Source organism: Vibrio maerlii, from assembly GCF_003415655.1.
Classification (GTDB): Bacteria; Pseudomonadota; Gammaproteobacteria; order Enterobacterales; family Vibrionaceae; genus Vibrio; species Vibrio maerlii.
Window position 1 is genome coordinate 1 of the sequence record NZ_QRHC01000018.1, and the last position, 21724, is coordinate 21724.

Annotated in this window: 11 protein-coding genes; 1 reads left to right on the forward strand and 10 read right to left on the reverse strand. The window is 45.0% G+C overall.

Annotation, left to right across the window (positions count from 1 at the left end; translation table 11 throughout):
• The 9 genes from DPF91_RS20770 to DPF91_RS20810 form a co-directional block, all read right to left on the reverse strand.
• Positions 1–207: transposase (locus DPF91_RS20770; RefSeq protein WP_206355536.1), on the reverse strand; the 207-nt coding region annotated here is incomplete at its 3' end.
• 96 nt (positions 208–303) lie between these two features.
• A complete protein-coding gene (locus tag DPF91_RS20775; RefSeq protein ID WP_117236347.1) occupies positions 304–2175 on the reverse strand; it encodes a response regulator in 1872 nt (623 codons plus the stop codon).
• A gap of 4 nt (positions 2176–2179) precedes the next feature.
• Complete coding sequence (locus tag DPF91_RS20780) at positions 2180–4534, reverse strand: ATP-binding protein (RefSeq protein ID WP_117236348.1); 2355 nt, start codon at positions 4532–4534, stop codon at positions 2180–2182.
• A complete protein-coding gene (locus DPF91_RS20785; protein ID WP_117236349.1) occupies positions 4521–5624 on the reverse strand; it encodes a cytochrome-c peroxidase in 1104 nt (367 codons plus the stop codon). Before DPF91_RS20785 ends, DPF91_RS20780 begins: the two co-directional genes overlap by 14 nt.
• A gap of 147 nt (positions 5625–5771) precedes the next feature.
• Positions 5772–6824: a porin gene (locus DPF91_RS20790; protein ID WP_117236350.1), complete on the reverse strand. Its 1053-nt coding sequence runs from the start codon at positions 6822–6824 to the stop codon at positions 5772–5774.
• A gap of 1 nt (position 6825) precedes the next feature.
• A complete protein-coding gene (locus DPF91_RS20795) occupies positions 6826–7281 on the reverse strand; it encodes a hypothetical protein (RefSeq protein ID WP_117236351.1) in 456 nt (151 codons plus the stop codon).
• Entirely contained in the window at positions 7272–10376 is a 3105-nt protein-coding gene (locus DPF91_RS20800; protein WP_117236352.1) for a response regulator, read from the reverse strand. Before DPF91_RS20800 ends, DPF91_RS20795 begins: the two co-directional genes overlap by 10 nt.
• 241 nt (positions 10377–10617) lie before the next feature.
• Positions 10618–13089, reverse strand: a complete 2472-nt coding sequence (locus DPF91_RS20805; protein WP_117236353.1) for an ATP-binding protein — start codon at positions 13087–13089, stop codon at positions 10618–10620.
• Positions 13090–13230: 141 nt separating this feature from the next.
• A complete protein-coding gene (locus DPF91_RS20810; RefSeq protein WP_117236354.1) occupies positions 13231–13638 on the reverse strand; it encodes a hypothetical protein in 408 nt (135 codons plus the stop codon).
• 493 nt (positions 13639–14131) lie between these two features.
• On the opposite strand from DPF91_RS20810, the gene DPF91_RS20815 reads away from it, so the two are divergent.
• Complete coding sequence (locus DPF91_RS20815; RefSeq protein ID WP_117236355.1) at positions 14132–14620, forward strand: L,D-transpeptidase family protein; 489 nt, start codon at positions 14132–14134, stop codon at positions 14618–14620.
• Between the two features lie 153 nt (positions 14621–14773).
• On the opposite strand, the gene DPF91_RS20820 is transcribed toward DPF91_RS20815, so the two are convergent.
• Positions 14774–21709 (reverse strand): calcium-binding protein, encoded by a 6936-nt coding sequence (locus DPF91_RS20820; protein ID WP_117236356.1) that lies wholly within the window; start codon positions 21707–21709, stop codon positions 14774–14776.
• Positions 21710–21724 lie beyond the last annotated feature (15 nt).

Below are 21724 nucleotides of genomic sequence, written 5' to 3' on the forward strand. Positions count from 1 at the left end.
TACACTCTTGGAACTCTTTCCATTTCGGCTGTTATTGGATTTAGAAGGTTGGTGTTTTTCATAGCCAAGATGCTCATCCATTTCAGCGTTGAGAGCAGCCTCAACAGTGATCTTTTTGAGCATCTGACTGAATTCAGTTAAGTCTTCGGGAGTTTTAATTCCCTTTGCAGCTTCTTTAGCAAAAGCTTCAAGTGCTTTCTTATCCATGTGCCTATCCTTAGCCATTACGGCTTTAAGTTTAGACAGTTACACAGAATTTAAGACAGTCTCTCCCCCTCAGATTACGCCTTCAGAATTGTTGCTTTAACCTGTCGCTTTTAACTTCTGAGAAACCATCAGCACTTCTTCTATCGCAGACTTCTTCAATGGCTTATAAATGACCGCGTTGGCACCATTGTTGATAAACTCTTGTCTAGCCAGTTCAGATGTATCTGCAGTACAAGCAATAATATTTGCGTCGGCGTCTACCTGACTAATGATGATATCCGTTGCTTCTGTACCGGTCATGACGGGCATATGGTTATCCATAAATATGGCGTAATACTGATTTCTTTTTGTTAACTCGATGGCCTCAGCACCGTTTAGTGCGTGGTCAATACTTTCAAATCCCAGATTCTTCAAGAACTTCATCAGTATCATGGCATTTACGCGGTTATCCTCAGCAACGAGAACGCGCTTTTGAGGTTTCTCAACTCGGCTTGAATTGCTTTCAATGGCAAGGGGTAGGGTGATCGATATTCGAGTTTGCCCCTTATCTTCTAAGTGTTCTAGTGAAAGTCGGCCGTTTAGTTGTTTGATGATTTCGTTTGCTAACTGAAAGCAGGAAGCCATACCGGCACTGACTTGTTTCGAGTTGGCAGCGTCAGAATGGTTAATGGCGTTAATTCTTCTATAACTCTTTCCATTGTCATCAACGGTGATCTCGTAAGCGATGATAGCATTTGTTGGTTCATTCTCTTGATTAAGATCGAGACATCTCATTTGAACGACTCCTTCGTTCATACTAGTGATGGTGTTGAGAGCGAAAAAATAGAACACATTGTGGATCAATTTCTCGTCGCCACAATATAGAGAATCTACATTGAGTGATACGTCTTTGATGAAATGAACCTGACGGTATCGGGTTAATTGAGAAATATGCGTAGCAATAGAGTTAACCGTTTTAGTTAATGAAAACGCTTGTTTGTTCATTGAGAGGGCATCTAAATCAATGCATGATAGAGCATTGAGGTTTGTTGTGATGTCTTGAATGGATTCACCAATTTGCATGACCTCTTGAGCAAAAGATTGGACGTTGGTATCTGAGCTTTCATTCTTGAAAGCCTTGGCTCTGACATTAAGGTCAGAGAGAGGACCGCTGATTTCGTGTGCCATGAGTGCCATGAAATGCGTTTTAGTCGTATTTGCTTGTTGAGAGATATTGACTCCACTTTCTAGGCGAAGCTCCAGCTGCTTTCGTTTCGTGATATCTCGTTCTACTGCAACAAATCTAACAAGCTCTCCCTTCTCAAATACGGGCGTAATAGAAATATCAATCCAGTACGGGGTGCCGCTCTTATGGTAGTTTATGATCTCGAGCTCAACAGCCTGGGCAGATTTCACCGCGTTGGAGAGTGTTTTTACTGCCATTAGATCTGTTTCAGGACCTTGTAAGATATCTCCGGGCTTCTTATTGATGACCTCGTCAAGCGTATAACCTGAAATATTAGTGAAACCTTTATTTACCCATGTTACCAAACCCTTTGCGTCGGTAATTATGATGGCATCTGTCGCATACTCAGCGACTTCCCCGAGGGTCGAGCGAAATTCTGCTACAGCCAAGTCAGATTCTGCTTTGGCTAGATTTCTTGCTTTATGAATCAATACCAGACTCACAATTGCGACAATCCAAATGGCATAGATAGCTAATATTCGGTTTGAAACTACTTTCCACGCTTCTCCGCCAAAAGGAGATAAATAAAAACCTGCAAGCGTGAGTAGGGTACAAATGATGGCCCACGAAAAGGTATGTGCTGGTTTACTGGTGATAAGTGCGAACAGTATGACCGTGATATAGGGAACACCCGCTGCAACACCAAGTGGTATAGTGAGATCTAAGATAAACACGACAGATGCGAGAATGGCTAAGCATGCTTGATACATCCACGGATTCAGTTCATTAATTCTTTGAATCATGCAGTCACCCTGCCTGTTGATGATTTTGGATCTGTTTGATCATTCGTTGAGTCTGATGGCTATTAACGAGCATCAAATTGATAAGCTTTTGGAGTATGTCACCGTCAGGAACCGTTCCATTGCGAGCTGATAGTTCAGCTTCTCCGGAAAGACTAGTCAAATTACTGAACTGCATTTCTGCCGAGCTCCCTTTAATTGAATGAAGCAGCGAATGAAGCTCTTTGACGTTGTTGTTCGAGAAAGCTTCGATGACCGCCAGAGACTTGGTTTCAAACTCCTCATGTACAGATTGTAATAAAACTATGGTCTCCTCATCGCTCAATTCCATTTCATTGATCATTGGGCTTTGAGAAAGTTCTTCTTCGGTGAGTGCAAGTCTTTCCACGCTTGGTCTAAATAATGAAACCACATTGCTTGCTTGGTCGCAGGAAGGTGAGGCGACTTTATGGCGATAAACGATATCTTCAAATTGACGAATAGCACGTTCAAGATTTTGTTTTTGCAGCGGTTTGGTCAATACAAAATCGGCACCCGCGGTTAGAAACTCATCGTGAGCCTCTTTAAATACATCAGCGGTATACGCGAAGATGGCGGTGTCTAGGTTTAACTCTTGTCTGACACGTTTAATCGTTTCGACACCACTTAAATTAGGCATATGATTATCCATCACAATGAGGTCAAAACGTTGTTCTTTGAGTTTGTCGATAGCCAGTAAACCGTCTGTTACCCATTCAATTGTGTGACCACAAGAGTTTAGGAAGCTTTGTGCGACAATCGCATTCACTCGATTGTCTTCTACTAAGAGTATGCTCAACGCGGGGAGGTTGTCGGTCTCATTTTGAATCGGGTGTTGTTGAGGTTGTTCATCTTTAATGACCTCGAAACCAATCGGTATGTTGAGTGTGAATTCTGTTCCTACATTGGGCTGACTAAATATCTCGACCTCTCCACCCATTAGCTCGGCAAGTTGTTTAACAATGGCAAGACCTAAACCCGTACCTCCAAATTTGCGTGTAGTAGAGAGATCCGCTTGCTCAAAGGGACTAAAGATGGTGTCGAGTTTGTGCCTTTCAATGCCGACACCTGAATCCGCGACTTGAATGTGTAGAAGCGATTGTGGAGTGTAATTGAGCTCAATTTTTACATCGACATGGCCGATGTTGGTGAATTTAATGGCGTTCCCTGCCAAGTTGAAAAGAATCTGCCTCAAACGAGCGGAATCACCATGCAAACGCACATTGCTCGGAATTGAATTGTTGATGTTGAATTCAATATTTTTATCGTCTGCCAGTGGAGACAAAGAGTGAATAAGGTGCTGAATGACCTCGTCGATAACAAACGGTCGGCTCTCTAGCTCCATTTTGCCTTCTTCAACTTTTGAAAAGTCTAAAATGTCATTCAATAACGTGACAAGGTGCTGGCCTGAATCCACTATGACTTTAGCATGCTCTCGAGACTCTGGGTCGGGTGATTCTTCTTTAATAATCTGCGCCAGTCCGAGTACACCGTTCATTGGAGTTCGAAGTTCATGACTCATATTCGCTAAGAACATCGACTTTGCGTGATTTGCCTTGTCTTTTTGTTTGAGTGTTTCCTCAAGTGCACGTTGGTTCGTTTTTATTTCCTTCATTCTGAATAAGTAAAGAGTGAAGGCAACGATGGCGATAATGAGTATAAAACTGGTCTCCAATTGGACAATATGACCCCGAGTTAGAGTCTCAAAATCATTCATTTGATGCTCTACTCGCTCGACAAAATTAGTGTTCTCATGATTGAGGAGAAAGGCAAACAGTGCTTGTTTTTGTTTTTCGACTTCTTGATAGCTGTTTATGATATTTGAGAGCTTGGGGTATTCTTCGATGTTTATTTGGGCAGATTGTAGCTTCCTTAATAGTATATTTCGCTGTGCTGAATTTAAGGTTGAGTTCTCCGCTTCATACGCTAGTTGCTTGGTTAATGATGCTAGCATCGACTCTTGAGCAACCAATAAGCCGATGACATGGTCTAAGGCATCGGTGATTAAGACCGCATCAACAGTAAACTCTTTAATGGCAGAATAGGTTTCTTGCTTGTACAAGCCAACGGTACCCTTGGACTCTCGTTGGTAGGTCGTTAGCATGTCTTCGATATTTTGCTCCATTCCCACCACTGCGTTGGCAAGGTAAAACGGGTCAGATGTTTGATTTAGAGCTTGTTTGGTCACTCTATCCTTGAGTTCAATCAACTCGTGACCAACACCACCTAGAGTCATCCTATGCTTAGCTAATCGCTCTGATTCTAAGTACAGAAAATACGCAGCTGTCAGCATCAATAACGTAATGACGAAGGCGGCCAAAAATAATGGCTTACTCTTGTTCATTAGCAAACTCCTTCAATATTGATGGGTTTTCACCTGATAAGCTGTTTAGAAACGCTACGATATCATCAATAGTTTGGGGTTCGAGTGTCTTACCTAGTTGACTCTCACCCATAATGGTGACTGCTTCTTCAAGCGATTGAGTTCTACCGTCATGAAAGTAGGGTGCGGTTTTCGCTACATTTCGTAGGCTTGCCACTCTGAATAAAAACATATCTTCTGCTTTCGAAGTGGTAAGGAATCGCCCAGTATCTTCGCTTCGTTTATTGCCCATTTTGTCTTCACCGAAAAAGCCGAATCGCATTACCATTCCACCACCGATGTTTTGCCCCCGGTGACACGTCACACAGCCTTCGTCTTGAAATTTCTGCCAACCACGTTTAGCGCTGCTATTCAAAGCCTCTCTATTGCCCAATAGGTATTGGTCAAAATCAGAGTTTGGCGTATTGAGTGCTTCCATAAACTCAACCAAGGCGGACTTGATGGATTGTTCAGATATTTTCAAACCGAGCTTTTCGAAGTCATCCGAATAGCGTTTGGACTGTTTGACATAGGTTTCGATATTGTTCCAGTTCGAATCCATCTCTTGTGGATCATGAATAGGGCCATCAATCTGCTCAGAGAGACGATTCACACGACCATCCCAAAAAAAGCGGTAGTTGTAGGCGACATTGAACACCGTCAAAGAGTTACGAGTACCTTGGCCACCAACTCCAACAGATACCTCGGTAAGTTCAGCGCCGTTGGTGTTGAGGTTATGGCAGGTTTCGCAGCTAACGCGGCCATTTGAAGAAAGATTGGGGTCCTTAAATAACTTCCATCCCAGTTTGGCTTTTTCTTTATCTATATGATCAATAGAAGTAGGAATTGGGATAATGACGCTTTGGTTGGCAGTGACCGGATTATAGGACTCTGGGTGGTGCGAGTGGTCATGGCCGACATCTGCGTGCTCGGAAGTATGACTATCTGCTTGAGAAACGTCTTGGTGGTGATCAGAATCGTTGTTCGCAGGATGGAATGCATGAGAGAGCAGAAGGCCTACACTCCCTAAAACGATCACACTGCCAGAGAATATCCATTTCTTGTTTTCCATGCTTTGTTCCGTTTTCTATAACTGCAACAAATTCCATAAAGAGCAGTAAATATAAAAAGTGTAGGATATCCATTTGTGTTTTCTACAAAATCACTGCCTTAATTACTCTTTTATGTCCATGACTTTTATAATGTTAAAGCGCCAAGGCTAAAAAACATAATTAAGCATAATAGTGTATAGATTGGCTGACTGACCAAAGCCAGTCGTGAATGAACCTCGTCGAGATCCTTCTTCGACTGTATCAAAGTACTGCCATTCGGCATTGAGCGAAACGCTTGGTCTAAGGTTATATCTCAGCCCTGCTGTGAAGCTGTCAGAGGATTTGTCGTTATCTTCACCATAGATTTCGCCGTACTGCACATAAGGAATCAGGCTATGGAATGTGGTCTGGACATTGGTATACCAGGACTTTGACACCCGATTTCTTTGGCCTTCAATAGACAGCGTTAAGTGTTCAAACTCATACATGCCACCTAATGTCCACACAGAGATATCTTGGTCTTTGAAAGTGGGAAGAGTCATACTGCCCAGCGTTACGGTCATATCGTATTCTGACTCAAGGTAGGTTGTGCGTAGCTTGCCCCTATCAAACTCCAAATCAACAGATACACCATACATTCTTTTGGTATCAAAATGGTACTCTTGGAAGTCATTGAAGCGTACATCTGAGTCTCGCTGAATCGCATAGAACGGCTCAATAGATAAGGCCATCTCGTCATTGACCTCGGTGCTGTATTGTATGCTCCCGCCATCGAAAGAAGTGATACCAAGCACGCTATTATACACTTCATCTGAAGGTCGAGCTGTGGTGTAAGCATGGCCAACATAGTAGTACTCAGATAGCAAGAATAGCGGGAGCCTTAATCGACCTAGTCGAAAGTTAAAGTTGTCGGTTTCGTATCCAATATAAGCCCATTCTACCTCTGGAGAGCTCCATTCATCTTGAGGCCTTTTAACGACTTGAAGTGATGTGCTGAACGCTTCGTAATAATAATCCAGCTGAAGTCCAAAAGTGGTATCACAATCCCAACATGATTCGTCGTTTATTTCTCTATTGATGAGCAGATCATTCTCGTTGTCAGATTTGACCCACGAGGTTGAGCCAAATCCGCTGACGAACAGATTGTCCGTAATCTCTATAGCAGAAAATGCCGGTGTAGATAACAAGGTGGAACAGAGAAGATAAGGTCTAACATTCATATTATTTCTCCGCTTCGATGACGTAAATAACATTGGCTGATTCGGGTAAAATGTAGAGTGGGGCATATCCTAATCGGTTGTTTTTCTGAGACATCCAGTTCAATAAGTAGGTAACATCAGGCTCTGATATTTCTTTGGGTGGGCGAGTCCCTGAAAAAGTAAGGCTGGCCCAGTGAGAGTTCATCTGAGCAGAGTCTTTTCCCAATAACTCCTGATAGAAGTTATCTCGTATTTTGCTGTTCTTGGGCCAGTCTGATAACTCAACCCGTTTACCACTGAGCCTGGTGGTTTTGCCTCGATATATCTTTCGTGCTTTCACTTTGGATATGGGTTTTATCGAGTCATCTAGCGTGAAAATAGCTATATCCGCGTTGGCTTTGGCTTCCCAGTTGGTAAGCACTGATAGAGAAATGAGCAATACCATTGGAGTGATGGACCGACAGAGATTTATGCACATGCGTTACGCTCCTGCCTATGTAGCTTATGGATTTCATCCAACAGCTTTTGTTTCTTGATGGGTTTAGAAACATAGGCGTCCATGCCTGAATCGAAGCAAAGCTTAATATCATCATCAATTACACTGGCTGTTAATGCGATAATAGGGGTTCTATCAAGGGTGTTTTGTTGCTCAAAGTCGCGAATACTACGAGAGGCTTCAAAACCATCCATTACTGGCATCATGCAATCCATCAATATGATGTCGTACTGATTGTGTTGCTTCATAAGGTTTAGAGCTTCTAATCCGTTGTCAGCGATATCGAGGTTGAATCCTGCCTTGTTCAGCAGCACAGAAGCCACTTTCTGATTTACTCGGTTGTCTTCTACTAGAAGAATTTTACTCGCTGAGTCGGATGGTACCTGAATGGCCGTTTGCTCAGAGTTGCTGCTACCATCCTTAGCCTGGTTAATTGCTTTATTGAGCTTCTCTTTGAGGATGTTCGATTTAAAGGGTTTAGGGATGTAGTCGTTCATTCCAACATCAAAACATCGAGTGATGTCGTCTTCTAAGATACTCGCAGTAAGTGCCAATATCGGAATGGGTTTTTCTACCTTGATTTCTTGCTCAAATGCCCGGATTCTTTTGGTAGCTTCAAAGCCGTCCATCACTGGCATCATACAGTCCATTAAAATCGCGACATAGGCATTGTTTGAGCGATACTTTTGAACACCCTCTTGCCCGTCGTTGGCAAATTCGAAGTCAAAACCAGCTCGTTTGACGTGCAATCCTGCAATCTTTTGGTTTACTGCATTGTCTTCAACAATGAGTATGGTTTTGTTTGCAGATCTATCAGGAGAAGCATCTTGCTGAGGTGAGTCTATGAGACATTGTTCCAATGCATTTAAAAGGCGGGAGCCATAAATAGGTTGGTTTATCAATGCATTGATACTGTTCCCAAAGTCGTGAGTATCTGACAAAAACATACGAACTAAGCAAATAGGAAAGCCGGCTTGTTTCAAATTGCTTAATGCAGAGTCTTTTCCTTTCAAGGTGAAATCTTGCGATTCGACAATCAATAAAACAGGTTTTGATGATTTGCTATCAAGATAATCATTCTGGTCTGGTAGTTGATTGATGACCGATAAAGAGGAGTGAGGGCAAAGTAACTGAACTTCTCGTTCTATTATCCCAATAGCATTGGACTCTTGCCCAACAATGCATATCGCTCGGTTTTGGGATAGGTGACTGTGTTGTCCTGCTTCATCAATCTTTACATCAACATCGAAGTAAAAGCGGCTTCCTTGTCCTTTTTCCGATTCAAGCTGAATTTTTCCACCCATCAATTCGACAAGTTGTGTACTGATGGCAAGGCCAAGGCCGGTTCCACCAAATTGGCGTGTTGTTGAATCATCCTCTTGGGAGAAGGGTTCGAAGATCTTTTTCTGTTGTGTTTTGTCAATGCCCAGCCCAGTATCTTGAACCGAGAATTCAAGTGTTGTGTTATCTGGGTTATAGCGTTTAACTTTGACCCCCAAAGTTACGGTGCCCTCTGAGGTGAACTTGACCGCGTTGGACATGAAATTCATGAGGATCTGTCTTAGACGATGATCATCCACCATAAGGCGATAAGGTAAGCGTGGGTCGATATTCACCTCTAAGTCGACTTGTTTTTCTTTTGCTTTGGGTGCAACGATTGATGCAATGTCGTATAGCGTCTCTTTAATGTTAGTTGAATGAGGACTAATCAATAGCATTCCCGATTCAATCTTAGAAAAATCCAAAATATCGTTGATTAAGCTAAGCAGTAGTTGCGATGAGGTTTCTATGGTATCGACATAATCCCGCTGCGTTGCCGTCAGCTTGGTATCTGAAAGAACCTCGGAAATTCCGATTACGCCATTGAGCGGTGTGCGTATTTCATGGGACATGTTGGCGAGGAAACTGCTTTTGGCTTTACTTGCAAGGATGGCCTGGTCTTTTGCTTTCTCAGCGGAAGTTTTAGCTGTTTCAAGTTTTGTATTTGCTTCTTCCTTTTCGGCGGTTAATCTCAATACCTCTCTGGCGAACTGACTGAGCTCGTTTCTCCCATCGCTGATGGAGGCAATGAACTCACGTGAGGCTTCTGGACTGTCTTGTACGAAATGCAGGATGTTATTCAGTTTGCCGGTGATGCCAGATGCAAGCTTCCAAACGATGAATGCAGCAATGGTAAAGGCAATGAAAAGAGCAGATACGTATAGGTAGATGAGTTTTTCTGCGGTATAAGCTTCTTGGTTAATCGCGACTAGAAGTTCAGATTCTATGGTTCGTCCAACGTTGTCCAATAGATTTAATCTCGCTCTTAACTCAGAAAAACCGAGCTCTAATGTTTGTGTTGCCAGAGGTGTGGTGAATTTGTGGTTGAATACGAGTTCTTTGAACTCTCGGCTCGAGTTGAAAATGGGGTTTGAGAACACTTCTACCATAAGCTCTACTTGAGTTTCATTGGCATTCAGATCAATAAAGCGTTTTAATAAAAATGCTTGATTGAGTTGTAACACCTTTGCTCTCTCTTTGAGTTCTTGGGCGTATTCAATGTCTTCTTTTGCAATGGCGACAAAGGCTTCCGTTAAAAGCTCCTCTTCATGAGCCCAGAACAATATCCATTCGATTTGAATCAACGCTGTTAAATGGCTGGCTGTTTCACTACTTAAGTCACCAATTTCGATGGCTTCTAGTTTTGTGAGGAGATCGGAGTAAAGAGATGCTCGCCACTCGTCATTATCGATACTTTCATATATATCTTCGGGTTCGTGGATAGTAGCTTGTTTGAACTCATCAAACGTACTCGAGACAATTTGACTATTCTCTGTGAATAGATGTTCGATTTGATGGTCAATCGATTCACTCGCTGCCAACTCTTGTTGTTGGTGATTTACTGAGCTTTGATAGACATTAGACAGATGCTTGAGGTAACCGGCATAGTCTTTAGTTTTGTCTAAACTCTCTATCTTGGTGTTCAGCAACATCAGTTCTACAGCTGAAACGGCTATAAGTAACGTGACGGGCATTATCACAATCGCCATGAGTTGTTGCTTGATGGTGAGCTTACTCATTAGTTGGTCTAGTTTCATAGGTAATCCGTTACATTATTCCGTAGCCAATCTGACACTCGATGAGATCTGTACTTGAATCTGCATGAGCCGTAAGTATTATCGGTAATACTTTTGAATAACTTAGGAGATGAGTTGGAGTTTCCAACTTTAATTTACTGAGAAATTAACAATTAAGATTGAATGTCTAAGAATTTGAGGGCTTCGAAGAAAAGCCGTTAGGGTAAGAAGGGCTGTATAGCAGTTATATTGAGTGTGAAAACTATGGATGTTTTGGTGTTCTGAATTGGAGTAGAGCGCCTTCTGGAGGAGCTTGCTCCAATATTCGCTCACCTTCATGTAAGTTAACCTGTAACAGATTAATGAGTTGTTGAACGGCTTCACTCGGTGGAAGGATGCCGTTTCTAACCTGTTCGTCTAGGCTGAGCACTAGCTTTGAAAGGGTAGGTAGGTTCATACTGATACACATGCCTTTGAGTGAGTGCAATGCTTTGTGTAGCGGTTCCAACTCTTTAGTCGCATAGTTGTCGAGTATGATGTTCATGGCTTGTTCAAATTCAAAGCACATCAATTTAACCAGTTCATTTCGCGAAGCGATATTACCTTTCAGGCCTTTTAACGTTTCTGAGTGCGTCAGTTCTTCTTCAGTCAATTTGAGTTCATCGACAGGCTGCCGGTGCAGGATAGACATATTGCTCTCAACTTTGTGACTGAGTTTGTTTCTGTTGAGCCTGGTTGCAAATCGATCGAGAGCACTCAAAAAACTGTCATATTGTAGTGGTTTAGTGAGCACATGATCAACGCCAGCGTGAATCAGTTTATCGTGAGCCTCTCTAAATACATCTGCAGTGTAAGCAAAAATCAATAAGTCAGAGCTAATGTGTTTGCGAATATAGTCGGTAGCTTCAACCCCATTCATGTTTGGCATATGGTTATCCATGACTACTAAGTCATAGTGCTTGGCCCTTAGCATTTTTGTCGCGATGACACCGTCTTCGGCAACGTCGACTAAGTAACCGAGATCCTCACAAAAACGGCGGGCTACGACGGCGTTAACTTTGTTATCTTCCGCAATAAGAATATTGAGAGATAGGTTTACGCTAGAATGTTTGCTGTCCTTTTCGTCGTGCGAATCTTGTTTGGTGAAGCTTTCACTCCATTGTATTGGAAGCTGCACTAAAAACTGGCTCCCAACACCGACTTCGCTGGTTAGGGTGACTTCACCATCCATCAAGTCGATCAGCTTTTTGACAATAGTTAAGCCAAGCCCTGTACCCCCAAATTCGCGGGTGGCCGAGTTGTCTACTTGTTGAAAGCTACTGAATATCGCGATGTGTTTGTCTTGCGGAATCCCTATGCCAGTATCATGTACAGATAGGTTTAAGATACCGCGATTCTTATTCAGGGAAACTTTAATGAGTACATGCCCTTGCTGCGTGAACTTAATGGCATTGCCAACTAAGTTGAACAGTACTTGTCGTAGTCTTGCGCTGTCCCCTGTAAATCCAATATTTCTTGGCAAGTCATTCTGTAAAAGAAGCTCAACGTTTTTATCTTGTGCAAGAGGGGAAAGGGTATTCCACACAGGTTCAAGCACTTGGTTAAAGAAGAAGTGTGAATAATCGAGCTCGGTTTTATTCTCATCAATCTTAGTGAGATCGAGGATGTCATTCAAAATAGTAAGGAGATGCTGACCAGAGTTGAGAATCATCTCTGAATATTCTCGAGTCTTCTGTTCATTGGTTTCATTATTGATGATCTGCGCGATACCCAGCACCCCGTTTAACGGAGTGCGGATTTCGTGGCTCATAGTAGACAGAAAATCGCCCTTGGCTTGAGCTGCAGCTTCAGATTTCTCAGAGGCCTTGATGAGCTTTTCGTTGTATTCCAGCATCTTGTTGTCTTTTTCGACCAGGCTTGTTGTCATGTAATAAAAGCTTTCTGTTAGTTCACTGATTTCATCTTTTTTGGTGTTTCCAATGTGACGACTTAACGATTCAATCCCTAATTGCAAGTGCCCCGAAGAAATGTCTTTAGTCGTTTTTACTAATGACTTTATTCGTCTGTTAATTCGAGAAGAGGAAAGGACAGAGACGGCAATAGAAATGAGTGCCGCTAATATGGTTCCGGTGAAAAGAATGAAAGAAGTCGATTGCGCAGAATACTCTGATTTTGCGGCTTGTATCTCGATAAGCTGCTCTTCAACCCTGACAAAAGCGTTTAACTCGTTACGTATTGAGTCAATAATTTCTTTGTTGGCTCGAGCCTTTATTATGTTGTTCATTGAGTCAGCAGGGATAACGCCTTGACCAATTAATCGACGATGGTCTATCTCTTGCTGCCCCGCGATAGAGAGCCACTGCAAGTACAGTTCTTTTATGCGTTTTAATCGATCAACTTGCTGTGGGTTGTGACTAACTTGCTTGGTGAGCACGCCGATTTTGTCACCTAATAACAAGTTGGCTTCATTGTACGGTGATAAAAACTCCTCTTCACCGGTAATGAGAAAACCCCGCTGACCATTTTCCATATCTACGATAAGGATCAATACTTCTTGAGCTCTAGCGATAGTGAGATGGGTATCAACGACACGTTTGTTGTCGTCAGACATAGATTGAGTGTTTCTGTGAACCGCAATAGACACCGATAGCATCAAAATCACTGGGATACTAAAGCAAATAAAGAGTTTTGAACGTAATGAGATTTCGTCAAACCATCGCGAAACTGATGACATGTACTCTACCTATTTGGGTGTTTAAAACAGTCTAGGATAAGAACAATAGTTGACCACTAATTTGGGCAAGAAAGATTAACGCCTAACGATAGACCTTACATCGAAAATAATAAGAGTAGCTGGGCGTTAAACTAATATTGTCTAGTGCCTCAATCTCTCAAGGACATCATTGGGTAAGCGAATTTGTGTATTTTCTTGTCCGACTAATTGAACGAGCTGACTCACGATATACTGCTCTGCAAAATCAATGAACTTGGCATCATCATCAATGACATACAAATCGATCGCTTTACACATTGTTTGTTGTGCGACATCAATAAGGTCGATGAGGTTGAACTGCTTATGCACCAGTGGCAGTGTTTTTCGTGCTAGATGGACAAGTAAAGGTAGGTGCCGTTTTACGATGCGTTGTAAAGCTGCATCATCACCGATTTGGGCAAGCTTACATTCAAGAGCGTCTGGGTCGTAGACATCTTTCGGTGACGATCCTGATTGGAACACAGTATCTGTGATTGCGTAGTTTATGTTGGCTACTTTCTTAGGGTTCAATCTCGAATTCCTTCTCTGTGTACTTTAAGAAACCAAAGATCCGTCATTTGGTAATGCTTCATCAAAAGTAGATAGGTTGTAGACATAAAGTTTATGTAAAGAACTAGTCGTAAGACTCTTTAATTACATATAAGACTAGTTGCAATCCTATTAATGGTCAATTAGACCAACAGCGCATATTGTAATTATTTCGAACTTGTATGGTTTTAGATTAAATGCTCGTTTTTATTTGGTTTTTACTAAATTAAAGTGTTTCTTCATAAGTATCTGTTTATATTTATGTATTATGACGCCCTTGTGATCTTAATGTCTTCTATAAATTATTATCATTCATATAAATTTGATGAGTGCATCAATTAATAACCCTCTAAATTAGTATGATTAATACTTTATGGTTACTTCAATTGTTTGTTGAAGACCAGTTCTTTCTTCCTATCTTGATTATATGCCCAATGAGCTAACTTACTGACGTGTTAATAAGGATATGAAGGTTATGGATAAGAAAAAAGCAAAACGCGTAATCACCTCTCTATTGATATTTATATCCCAAACAACCTTAGCGATAGACTTGGTCAAAGTTGATAAGTCTGAGCGCAGAATGTACTTATTGAAAGCCACTGAGGTGGTGATGGAGTTTCAGGTAGCACTCGGCAAACAACCCAAAGGACACAAGTTACAGCGTGGTGACCAGCGCACACCTGAGGGCAGGTATGTACTTGATTATGTGAAGCTTGATTCGGACTTCTACCGAGCGATGCGTATCAGCTACCCCAATGAGAAAGACATAGAGCATGCAGTTCAACGTAATGTATCTCCAGGAGGGAGTATCATGATTCACGGTATTAAAAATGGTGAGACGATTCCTGCAGAATATATCCAAAGATTTAACTGGACCGACGGCTGTATCGCGATTACCAATCCGGAGATGGATATATTTTTGGACTTGGTGAAAGTAGGGACGCCAATCGAAATCCAATGGTGATAATTCTAGAGAGTCATCATGCACAGTAAAGGAGCGAAAATGCTGCTTTTTTGTCCTGATTTACGCAAGTTTCGAATCATGTCCCGTTAAAAAACGTATTAATTAAATGAACCTCCACTACGGGAGGCTCTTTGATAATCGCAAAGTTTTTAATTATGAGTTGGAAGAGTCATCAGGGAAGTTGATCAACTCTTGAGATGAGTCAAGCCACAATCCAACCTCTTGCCCGGCCTCGTTCTCAAAGCGGTAACCATAGAGCGTACCGGTGTCAATATCGCTCGCTTGATAAATACTTTCGAGTTGAGCTCCCATCTCAATATTGCTCTCAATTAGATGCCAACCTGCTCCTGATATATCGATAGTAGATGCACCAGAGACAACAAACTGGCCTGCTGCTTCGCCTGTTGTGTTGTTCGCTGCAATCTTATCGAGAGCGATTGCTACATCTGTATCTGATGCACTGATGCGTAATCCCTCAATTTCCTGTATCGACGTATTGGTCATATCGATGCTTTGACCACTTGAAGACTCATTCACTACGAGCACATCAAAACCGGATCCTCCGCCAAAGTTGACCATACCATCTTCCACTACCAAGTCTTCCGCATCATAAATCAAGGTATCATTCCCGGCGCCACCATAGAGAACATCGGTACCGCTACCACCATCGAGTAAATCGTTACCAGTTTGACCGTAAAGTGTGTCATCACCTTCATCCCCAGAGAGCTGATCGTTACCTAAACCTCCGTCGAGGACATCTGCATCAGCATTACCGCTTATGATGTCATCACCTTCTGCGCCAGATATTTCATCAGAGCCTGAACCACCTTGCATCATATCGTTACCCTCCATGCCGTAGAGTTTATCGTCACCGTCTCCTCCCGAGACAATATCGTTACCATCGCCTGCATAAACGGTATCTACGCCATCGCTACCAAATACGGTGTCGTCACCTTCTTCGGCTTCAACAGTATTGTTGCCAGTCGCTAGGGTAATGGTGTCATCGCCCAGGCCAGCATTTACCGTGTTGTTTTGACCAGATACAGTGACCGTATCGTCACCTGTTCCTGCATCAACGATGTTACTTTGACCGGTGAGATTAATGGTGTCGTCGTCTGCACCCGCGTTGATTTGGGTGTGATTGTCACCACTGATATTGATGACGTCATCGCCATCACCGGTATCTAATGAAGTGCTATCGGCTGTGATATTAACGGTGTCATTACCAAAGCCTGTATTGATGGTGTTGTAGTGACCCGTCACCGAAACCGTGTCATCACCTTCGCCTGTGGTTACAGTGTTGGCTTGACCATGAAGTACGACAGTGTCGTCGCCATCACCGCCATCAACGATGTTGTAATGGCTTGAGTCTTCAATGTAATCATTACCTTCACCACCTTGAAGATTATCGACACCAGCGCCGCCGAATATGATGTCATCACCAACGCCACCTTGGATTAAGTCGTTGCCGTCACCACCATCGATAGTGTCATTACCTTCGCCGCCGAGTAGGGTATCTTGACCGTCGCCCGCACTGATGCTGTCGTTGCCATCGCCTGCGTCGACAATGTTTGAGCCGCCACTTATGCTGATGGAGTCATTACCTGAACCGGCATCGACTGTATTGTTGTGGCCGACGACTGTGATGGTGTCATCGTCATCTCCCGCAGATATCTGGCTGTTATTGTTACCCATGACTTGGATATTATCGTCACCTTTACCACCAGAAATATCGTTGTTTTCACCGGAAACTTGGATAGTATCGTTACCTTCACCACCGATGATCGTGCTGCTACCAGAATCATCTTGAATCAAGTCATTGCCGGTACCACCATCAAGCGTATCCATGCCAGCGCCACCAACTAGGGTGTCGTTACCGCTGCCACCAAGGAGTTGGTCATCGCCTTCTTCACCGTACAGTTTGTCACTGCCAGATCCGCCATCTAGCGTATCGTCACCGGTACCGGCCCACAAGGTATCTGAGCCACCGTTCCCTTCAAGAGCGTCATTACCCTCGTTAGCAATCAGCGTATCTTTACCAGAGCCGCCTAGCATGGTGTCGTTACCCAAGCCGCCGGATAGGGCATCGTTGCCGTCGCCGCCGGATAGAACGTCATCGCCATCGCCACCAGAGATGGCATCGTTACCGCCACCGCCAGAGATGTTATCTGCGCCGATGTCACCGTATAGGGCGTCGTTGCCGCTGCCGGCAGTAATGGTGTCATCACCAGTACCGGCATAAACGGTGTTGGAGCCTGAGCCTACAGTTACGTTATCGTCACCTGATCCTGAATCTACAATGTTGCCATCACCTGCAACGACAACCGTATCCGCGTCATCGCCAGAAGCGATTTGGGTATTGTTGTCGCCAGTGACGGAGATTGTGTCTTCACCTGCACCACCAATAACGATGTTGTCATCACCAGTAACGGAGATGGAGTCGTCACCGATGCCGCCATCAAGGGTATTACCGTCAGAGTTTGCAGAAAGAGTATCGTTGCCTGCCTCACCGTAAAGGGAGTTTGCGCCTGTTCCGGCGTTGATCACGTCGTTACCAGCACCACCAAATATGGAATCATTACCAGAGTCTGTAGTGACGGTGTCACTGCCATCGCCAGCTAGGATGGTATTTGAGCCACCTGTCGCATTAACAGTGTCATCACCGTCGCCAGCATCAATGGTGTTGCCTGATCCGGTTACGGTGATATTGTCAATATCGTCACCGCCAGAGACCTGTGAGTTGTTACCGCTCAGCTCAATGGTGTCTTCGCCGTCACCACCAGAGATAGTGTTGGCGTTACCTGTGACGTTAATCATGTCGTCGCCAGTGCCACCACCAACTTGGTTGTTGTTGCCTTCGACATCTATGGTGTCGATACCAGCGCCTCCGGTTACGATATTTCCGCTGCCGTTAAGCACGATGGTGTCTTCACCTTCACCACCATCAACGATGTTGTTGCCTGAACTGTCTTCAATGTAGTCGTTATCGGCACCACCTTTGAGGGTGTCGGCGCCTGTGCCGCCGAGTAGGGTATCGTCACCTTCACCACCTTCTAGGACGTTATCACCGCCTTCAGCAAGCAGTTTATCTTCGCCTTCACCGCCATAAAGGGTGTCGTTACCAATGCCTGAGTAAAGCTCATCATTACCAGCATCTCCAGATAGGGTATCGTTGCCAGCGCCGCCAAAGATCAAGTCGTTGTCGTCACCACCAGAAACCGTATCGTGACCTTCGCCAGCATCGATAAGGTCTTCACCTTCACCGCCAGAGAGATTATCGTTACCGCCTGCGCCTGATAGGGTATCAGCGCCCAAACCACCCGTTGCGGTATCCGCGCCATCACCACCGTAGAGGGTGTCATCACCTTCGCCTAGGGCAATGGTATTACTGCCTGATTCGCCGTAGACCGTGTCATTGCCTGTACCTGCATCGATTTGATCGTTGCCAGAACCTGCAAATAGGGTGTCGTCGCCACCTGCGCCTGTAATGGTATCGCTGCCTTCACCGCCATAGAGCGTATCGGCTGAATCGCTACCAATTAAGGTATCATCACCTTCGCCACCAAAGATGTTGTGGCTACCGCCTTCTGCAGCGATTAGGGTATCGTCACCACCTTCACCAAGAATGAAGTCTTCGCCGTCATCTTGGATGGTATCGTTACCTTCACCACCGGCTAGGAAGTCGAATCCGGCACCGCCGACAAGTGTATCGTCGCCATCGCCGCCGAATAGGGCATCATTACCTTCACCACCGTGAAGCGTATCGTCACCAGAACCAGCGTCGATGTGGTCATCACCAAGACCAGCAGCAATAACGTCATCCCCGTCACCAGCGTAGATTTGGTCGTTGTCTGCACCGGTATCTATGTTGTCACTGTTTACACCGCCAAATACAAGGTCTGAACCTGCGCCAGTTGTAATGGTATTACTACCAGCTTCACCGTAAACCGTGTCATCGCCGTCACCGGTGTCGAGGGTATCGGTACCAGAGCCTGCGTAGACCGTATCGTTACCCGCACCGGAAGAGATTTGGTCATTACCGGCACCACCAGAAAGGATGTCGTCTTGGTCAGAACTGATCAGGGTATCGTTGCCGTCTTCACCGTAGAGCTCGCTTCGACCTTCGCCACCGTCTAGGGTATCGTGACCAGTACCACCGACAAGAATGTCGTCACCGGCTTCACCACGGAGGATATCGTCACCATCTTCACCGAGTAGAACATCATTACCTTCACCACCGAGTAGGGTATCGTTGTCGCCACCACCAAACAGGGTATCGTTACCTTCACCTGCGGTAATAACATCATCACCTTGGTTACCTTCGATAACGTCATCGCCGAGGCCTGCACTAATCACATCATCACCGCCGCCACCGTATAGTTGGTCACCCTCTACTGAACCGGTGATGTCATCTTGACCTGTACCACCGTGAATGATGCTTGCGTTTAGACCGGCGACAATGGTGTCATCACCGCCTTCACCGTAGAGTTCGTTGTTACCTGATACACCTTGGATATCATCGTTACCTTCGCCTGCATACACGGTATCGCTGCCTGCACCGACGTTGATTTGGTCATCGCCGGATCCAGTAAACGCCGTATCGTGACCATCACCGAGGTCTACGATGTCGGCATCCGCACCGGAATAAACCGTGTCGTCGCCAGCGCCAGCAGTAATCGTATCTTCACCAGCACCGCCGTAAAGCATGTCAGCTTCATCGCCACTGATGATGGTGTCGTCACCGTCTTCGCCGTAGATTTCGCTGCGGCCAGTGCCGCCATCAAGGGTATCGTTACCGGCGCCACCAACAAGAATATCGTCGCCAGCTTCGCCCTTGAGGATATCGTCACCGTCTTCACCGATAAGGGTATCGTTACCAGCGCCACCCAAGATGGTGTCATCGTCGTTACCGCCGAATGCTACATCGTGACCATCGCCGGCGTTAATGACATCACGACCATCGTTACCTTCGATAAGATCATCACCAGCATTGCCTTCAATAACATCATCACCTTGACCACCGTAAAGCTGATCACTCTCGTCTGAGCCGGTAATGGTGTCATCACCGCTGCCACCGTAAACTTGGCTGGCGTTCGTCCCTGCGTAGATAGTGTCGTTGCCTTCTTCACCAAACAGTTGGTTGTTACCTTCTGTGCCGTAAATAGTATCGTCGCCTTCGCCTGCATAGACTTGGTCATTACCGCTTCCGGCTGTGATCGTATCTGTGCCATCGCCGGTAAACGCAGCATCGTTACCAGAGCCTAGTGTGATAGTGTCATCGCCGCTGCCTGAGTAGACGCTATCGTGGTCATCACCAGAATCAACGACGTTATCGCCATCGCCAGCATAAATGGTGTCGAAGCCTGCACCGGTTTGAATGTCGTCATTGCCGCCTTCGGCATACATCAAATCGTCGCCTTCACCTGTGCGTAGGACGTTATCACCGGCACCTGAGTAAATTTCGTCATGGCCTTCGCCAGAAATAATGTGGTCATCGCCTGCGTCAACGTAGATAGTGTCGTCACCGGATGCGGAATCAATTTGGTTGTTGCCCGTTTCACCGAAGATGACGTCTGAGCCTTCACCGGTCGAAATAACATCATCACCGTCGCCCGCGTAAACTTGGTCATTACCTTCACCAGTGGTAATGATGTCGTCACCCTCGTTAGCGTGGATAATATCGTCACCAATACCACCATCGAGTGTATCGTTACCCTCACCACCAAACAGTTGGTCGTTGCCTGCGCCACCGGTAATGGTGTCATCACCAGAATCACCGAACATGGTGTCGTGACCTTCGCCACCGATGAGGGTGTCGTCGCCGTATTCACCGACTAGGACATCATCCCCCTCATCACCGCGAATGATATCGTCATCGTCGCCACCAAGAAGCAAGTCGTTGCCTTCACCACCACTGATGTCATCTTGTCCGGCACCACCTAAAACCAGATCATCGCCAGAACCTGCGCTGATTACATCGTCGCCTTCTTCACCATGGATCTCATCGGCTCCTTCGTTGCCTTCGAGAATATCAGCACCTTTACCACCAAATAGCTTATCGTTGCCTTCGCCGCCGTAGAGCTTGTCCGCACCATCATCACCAATAAGGGTGTCATTTCCGACATCGCCGTAAAGAACATCGTCTCCGATTTCACCCATTAATAAGTCGTCACCTTCGCCGCCAGAAAGTACATCATCACCATCGGAGCCGAGTAGGGTATCGCTACCGGCATCGCCTTGTAGCCTGTCGTCACCACGACCACCAATTAAGACATCATCACCTTCGCCACCGTATAGGGTGTCATCGTTAATATCGCCATCAAGGAAGTCGTTACCTTCACCACCAAAGATGGTGTCATTGCCTTGTTGCCCTTTAATGATGTCGTCACCGGAACCACCATCAATGGTGTCGTCGTAGATTCCGCGAACGGCAATATTTAAACTCAGCATGGTATCGATGACGTTATCTTGGTCGTCGTAAAAAGTGAATGTCGCGAGTCCATCATCAGGTAAACTGCCTTCAGGGATATCGATCTCTGCCATCAACATGCCATCTTCAGACGTTTTGATGTCTTCTGTCGCAATCACATTGCCCGCACTGTCTGTAATCACAACCGTCACGACTTGGTCAGCTTCAAAGCCAGAACCGGACGCTGAAGTACTGACGTTCTGATTCACCGCGTAGCTATTATTCATCTGAGTGGTATGAGACGAGCGCCCACTACTTTCGCCTCCCTCATCGCTAGAGCTCCCGTCATACTCATAAACCGTTTGACCGTTACCCCAAGAGTCATCATTAGATGCGGGTTGGTTTTGATCTTCTTGAGGGTACTCAACATCGCCTAATACGGTATCGGCGCCGCTACCGGAGTTAATTTGGTCACTACCTTCGCCACCAGCAATAAAGTCATCGCCTTCCTTGGTATCGATGTAGTCATTACCGGCTCGGCTGTTTACTGCGTCAGCTTGGTCGGTACCGATGATCACGTCATCGTTCATGGTTTCTTGATCAACAGAGTTGATCATTGATTGGTCTTGTTGTTGATTGCTCTGTGAAGAGGCGGAATTGTCCGATGTGTTTCCTGCCATGACACGTCTCCCTTA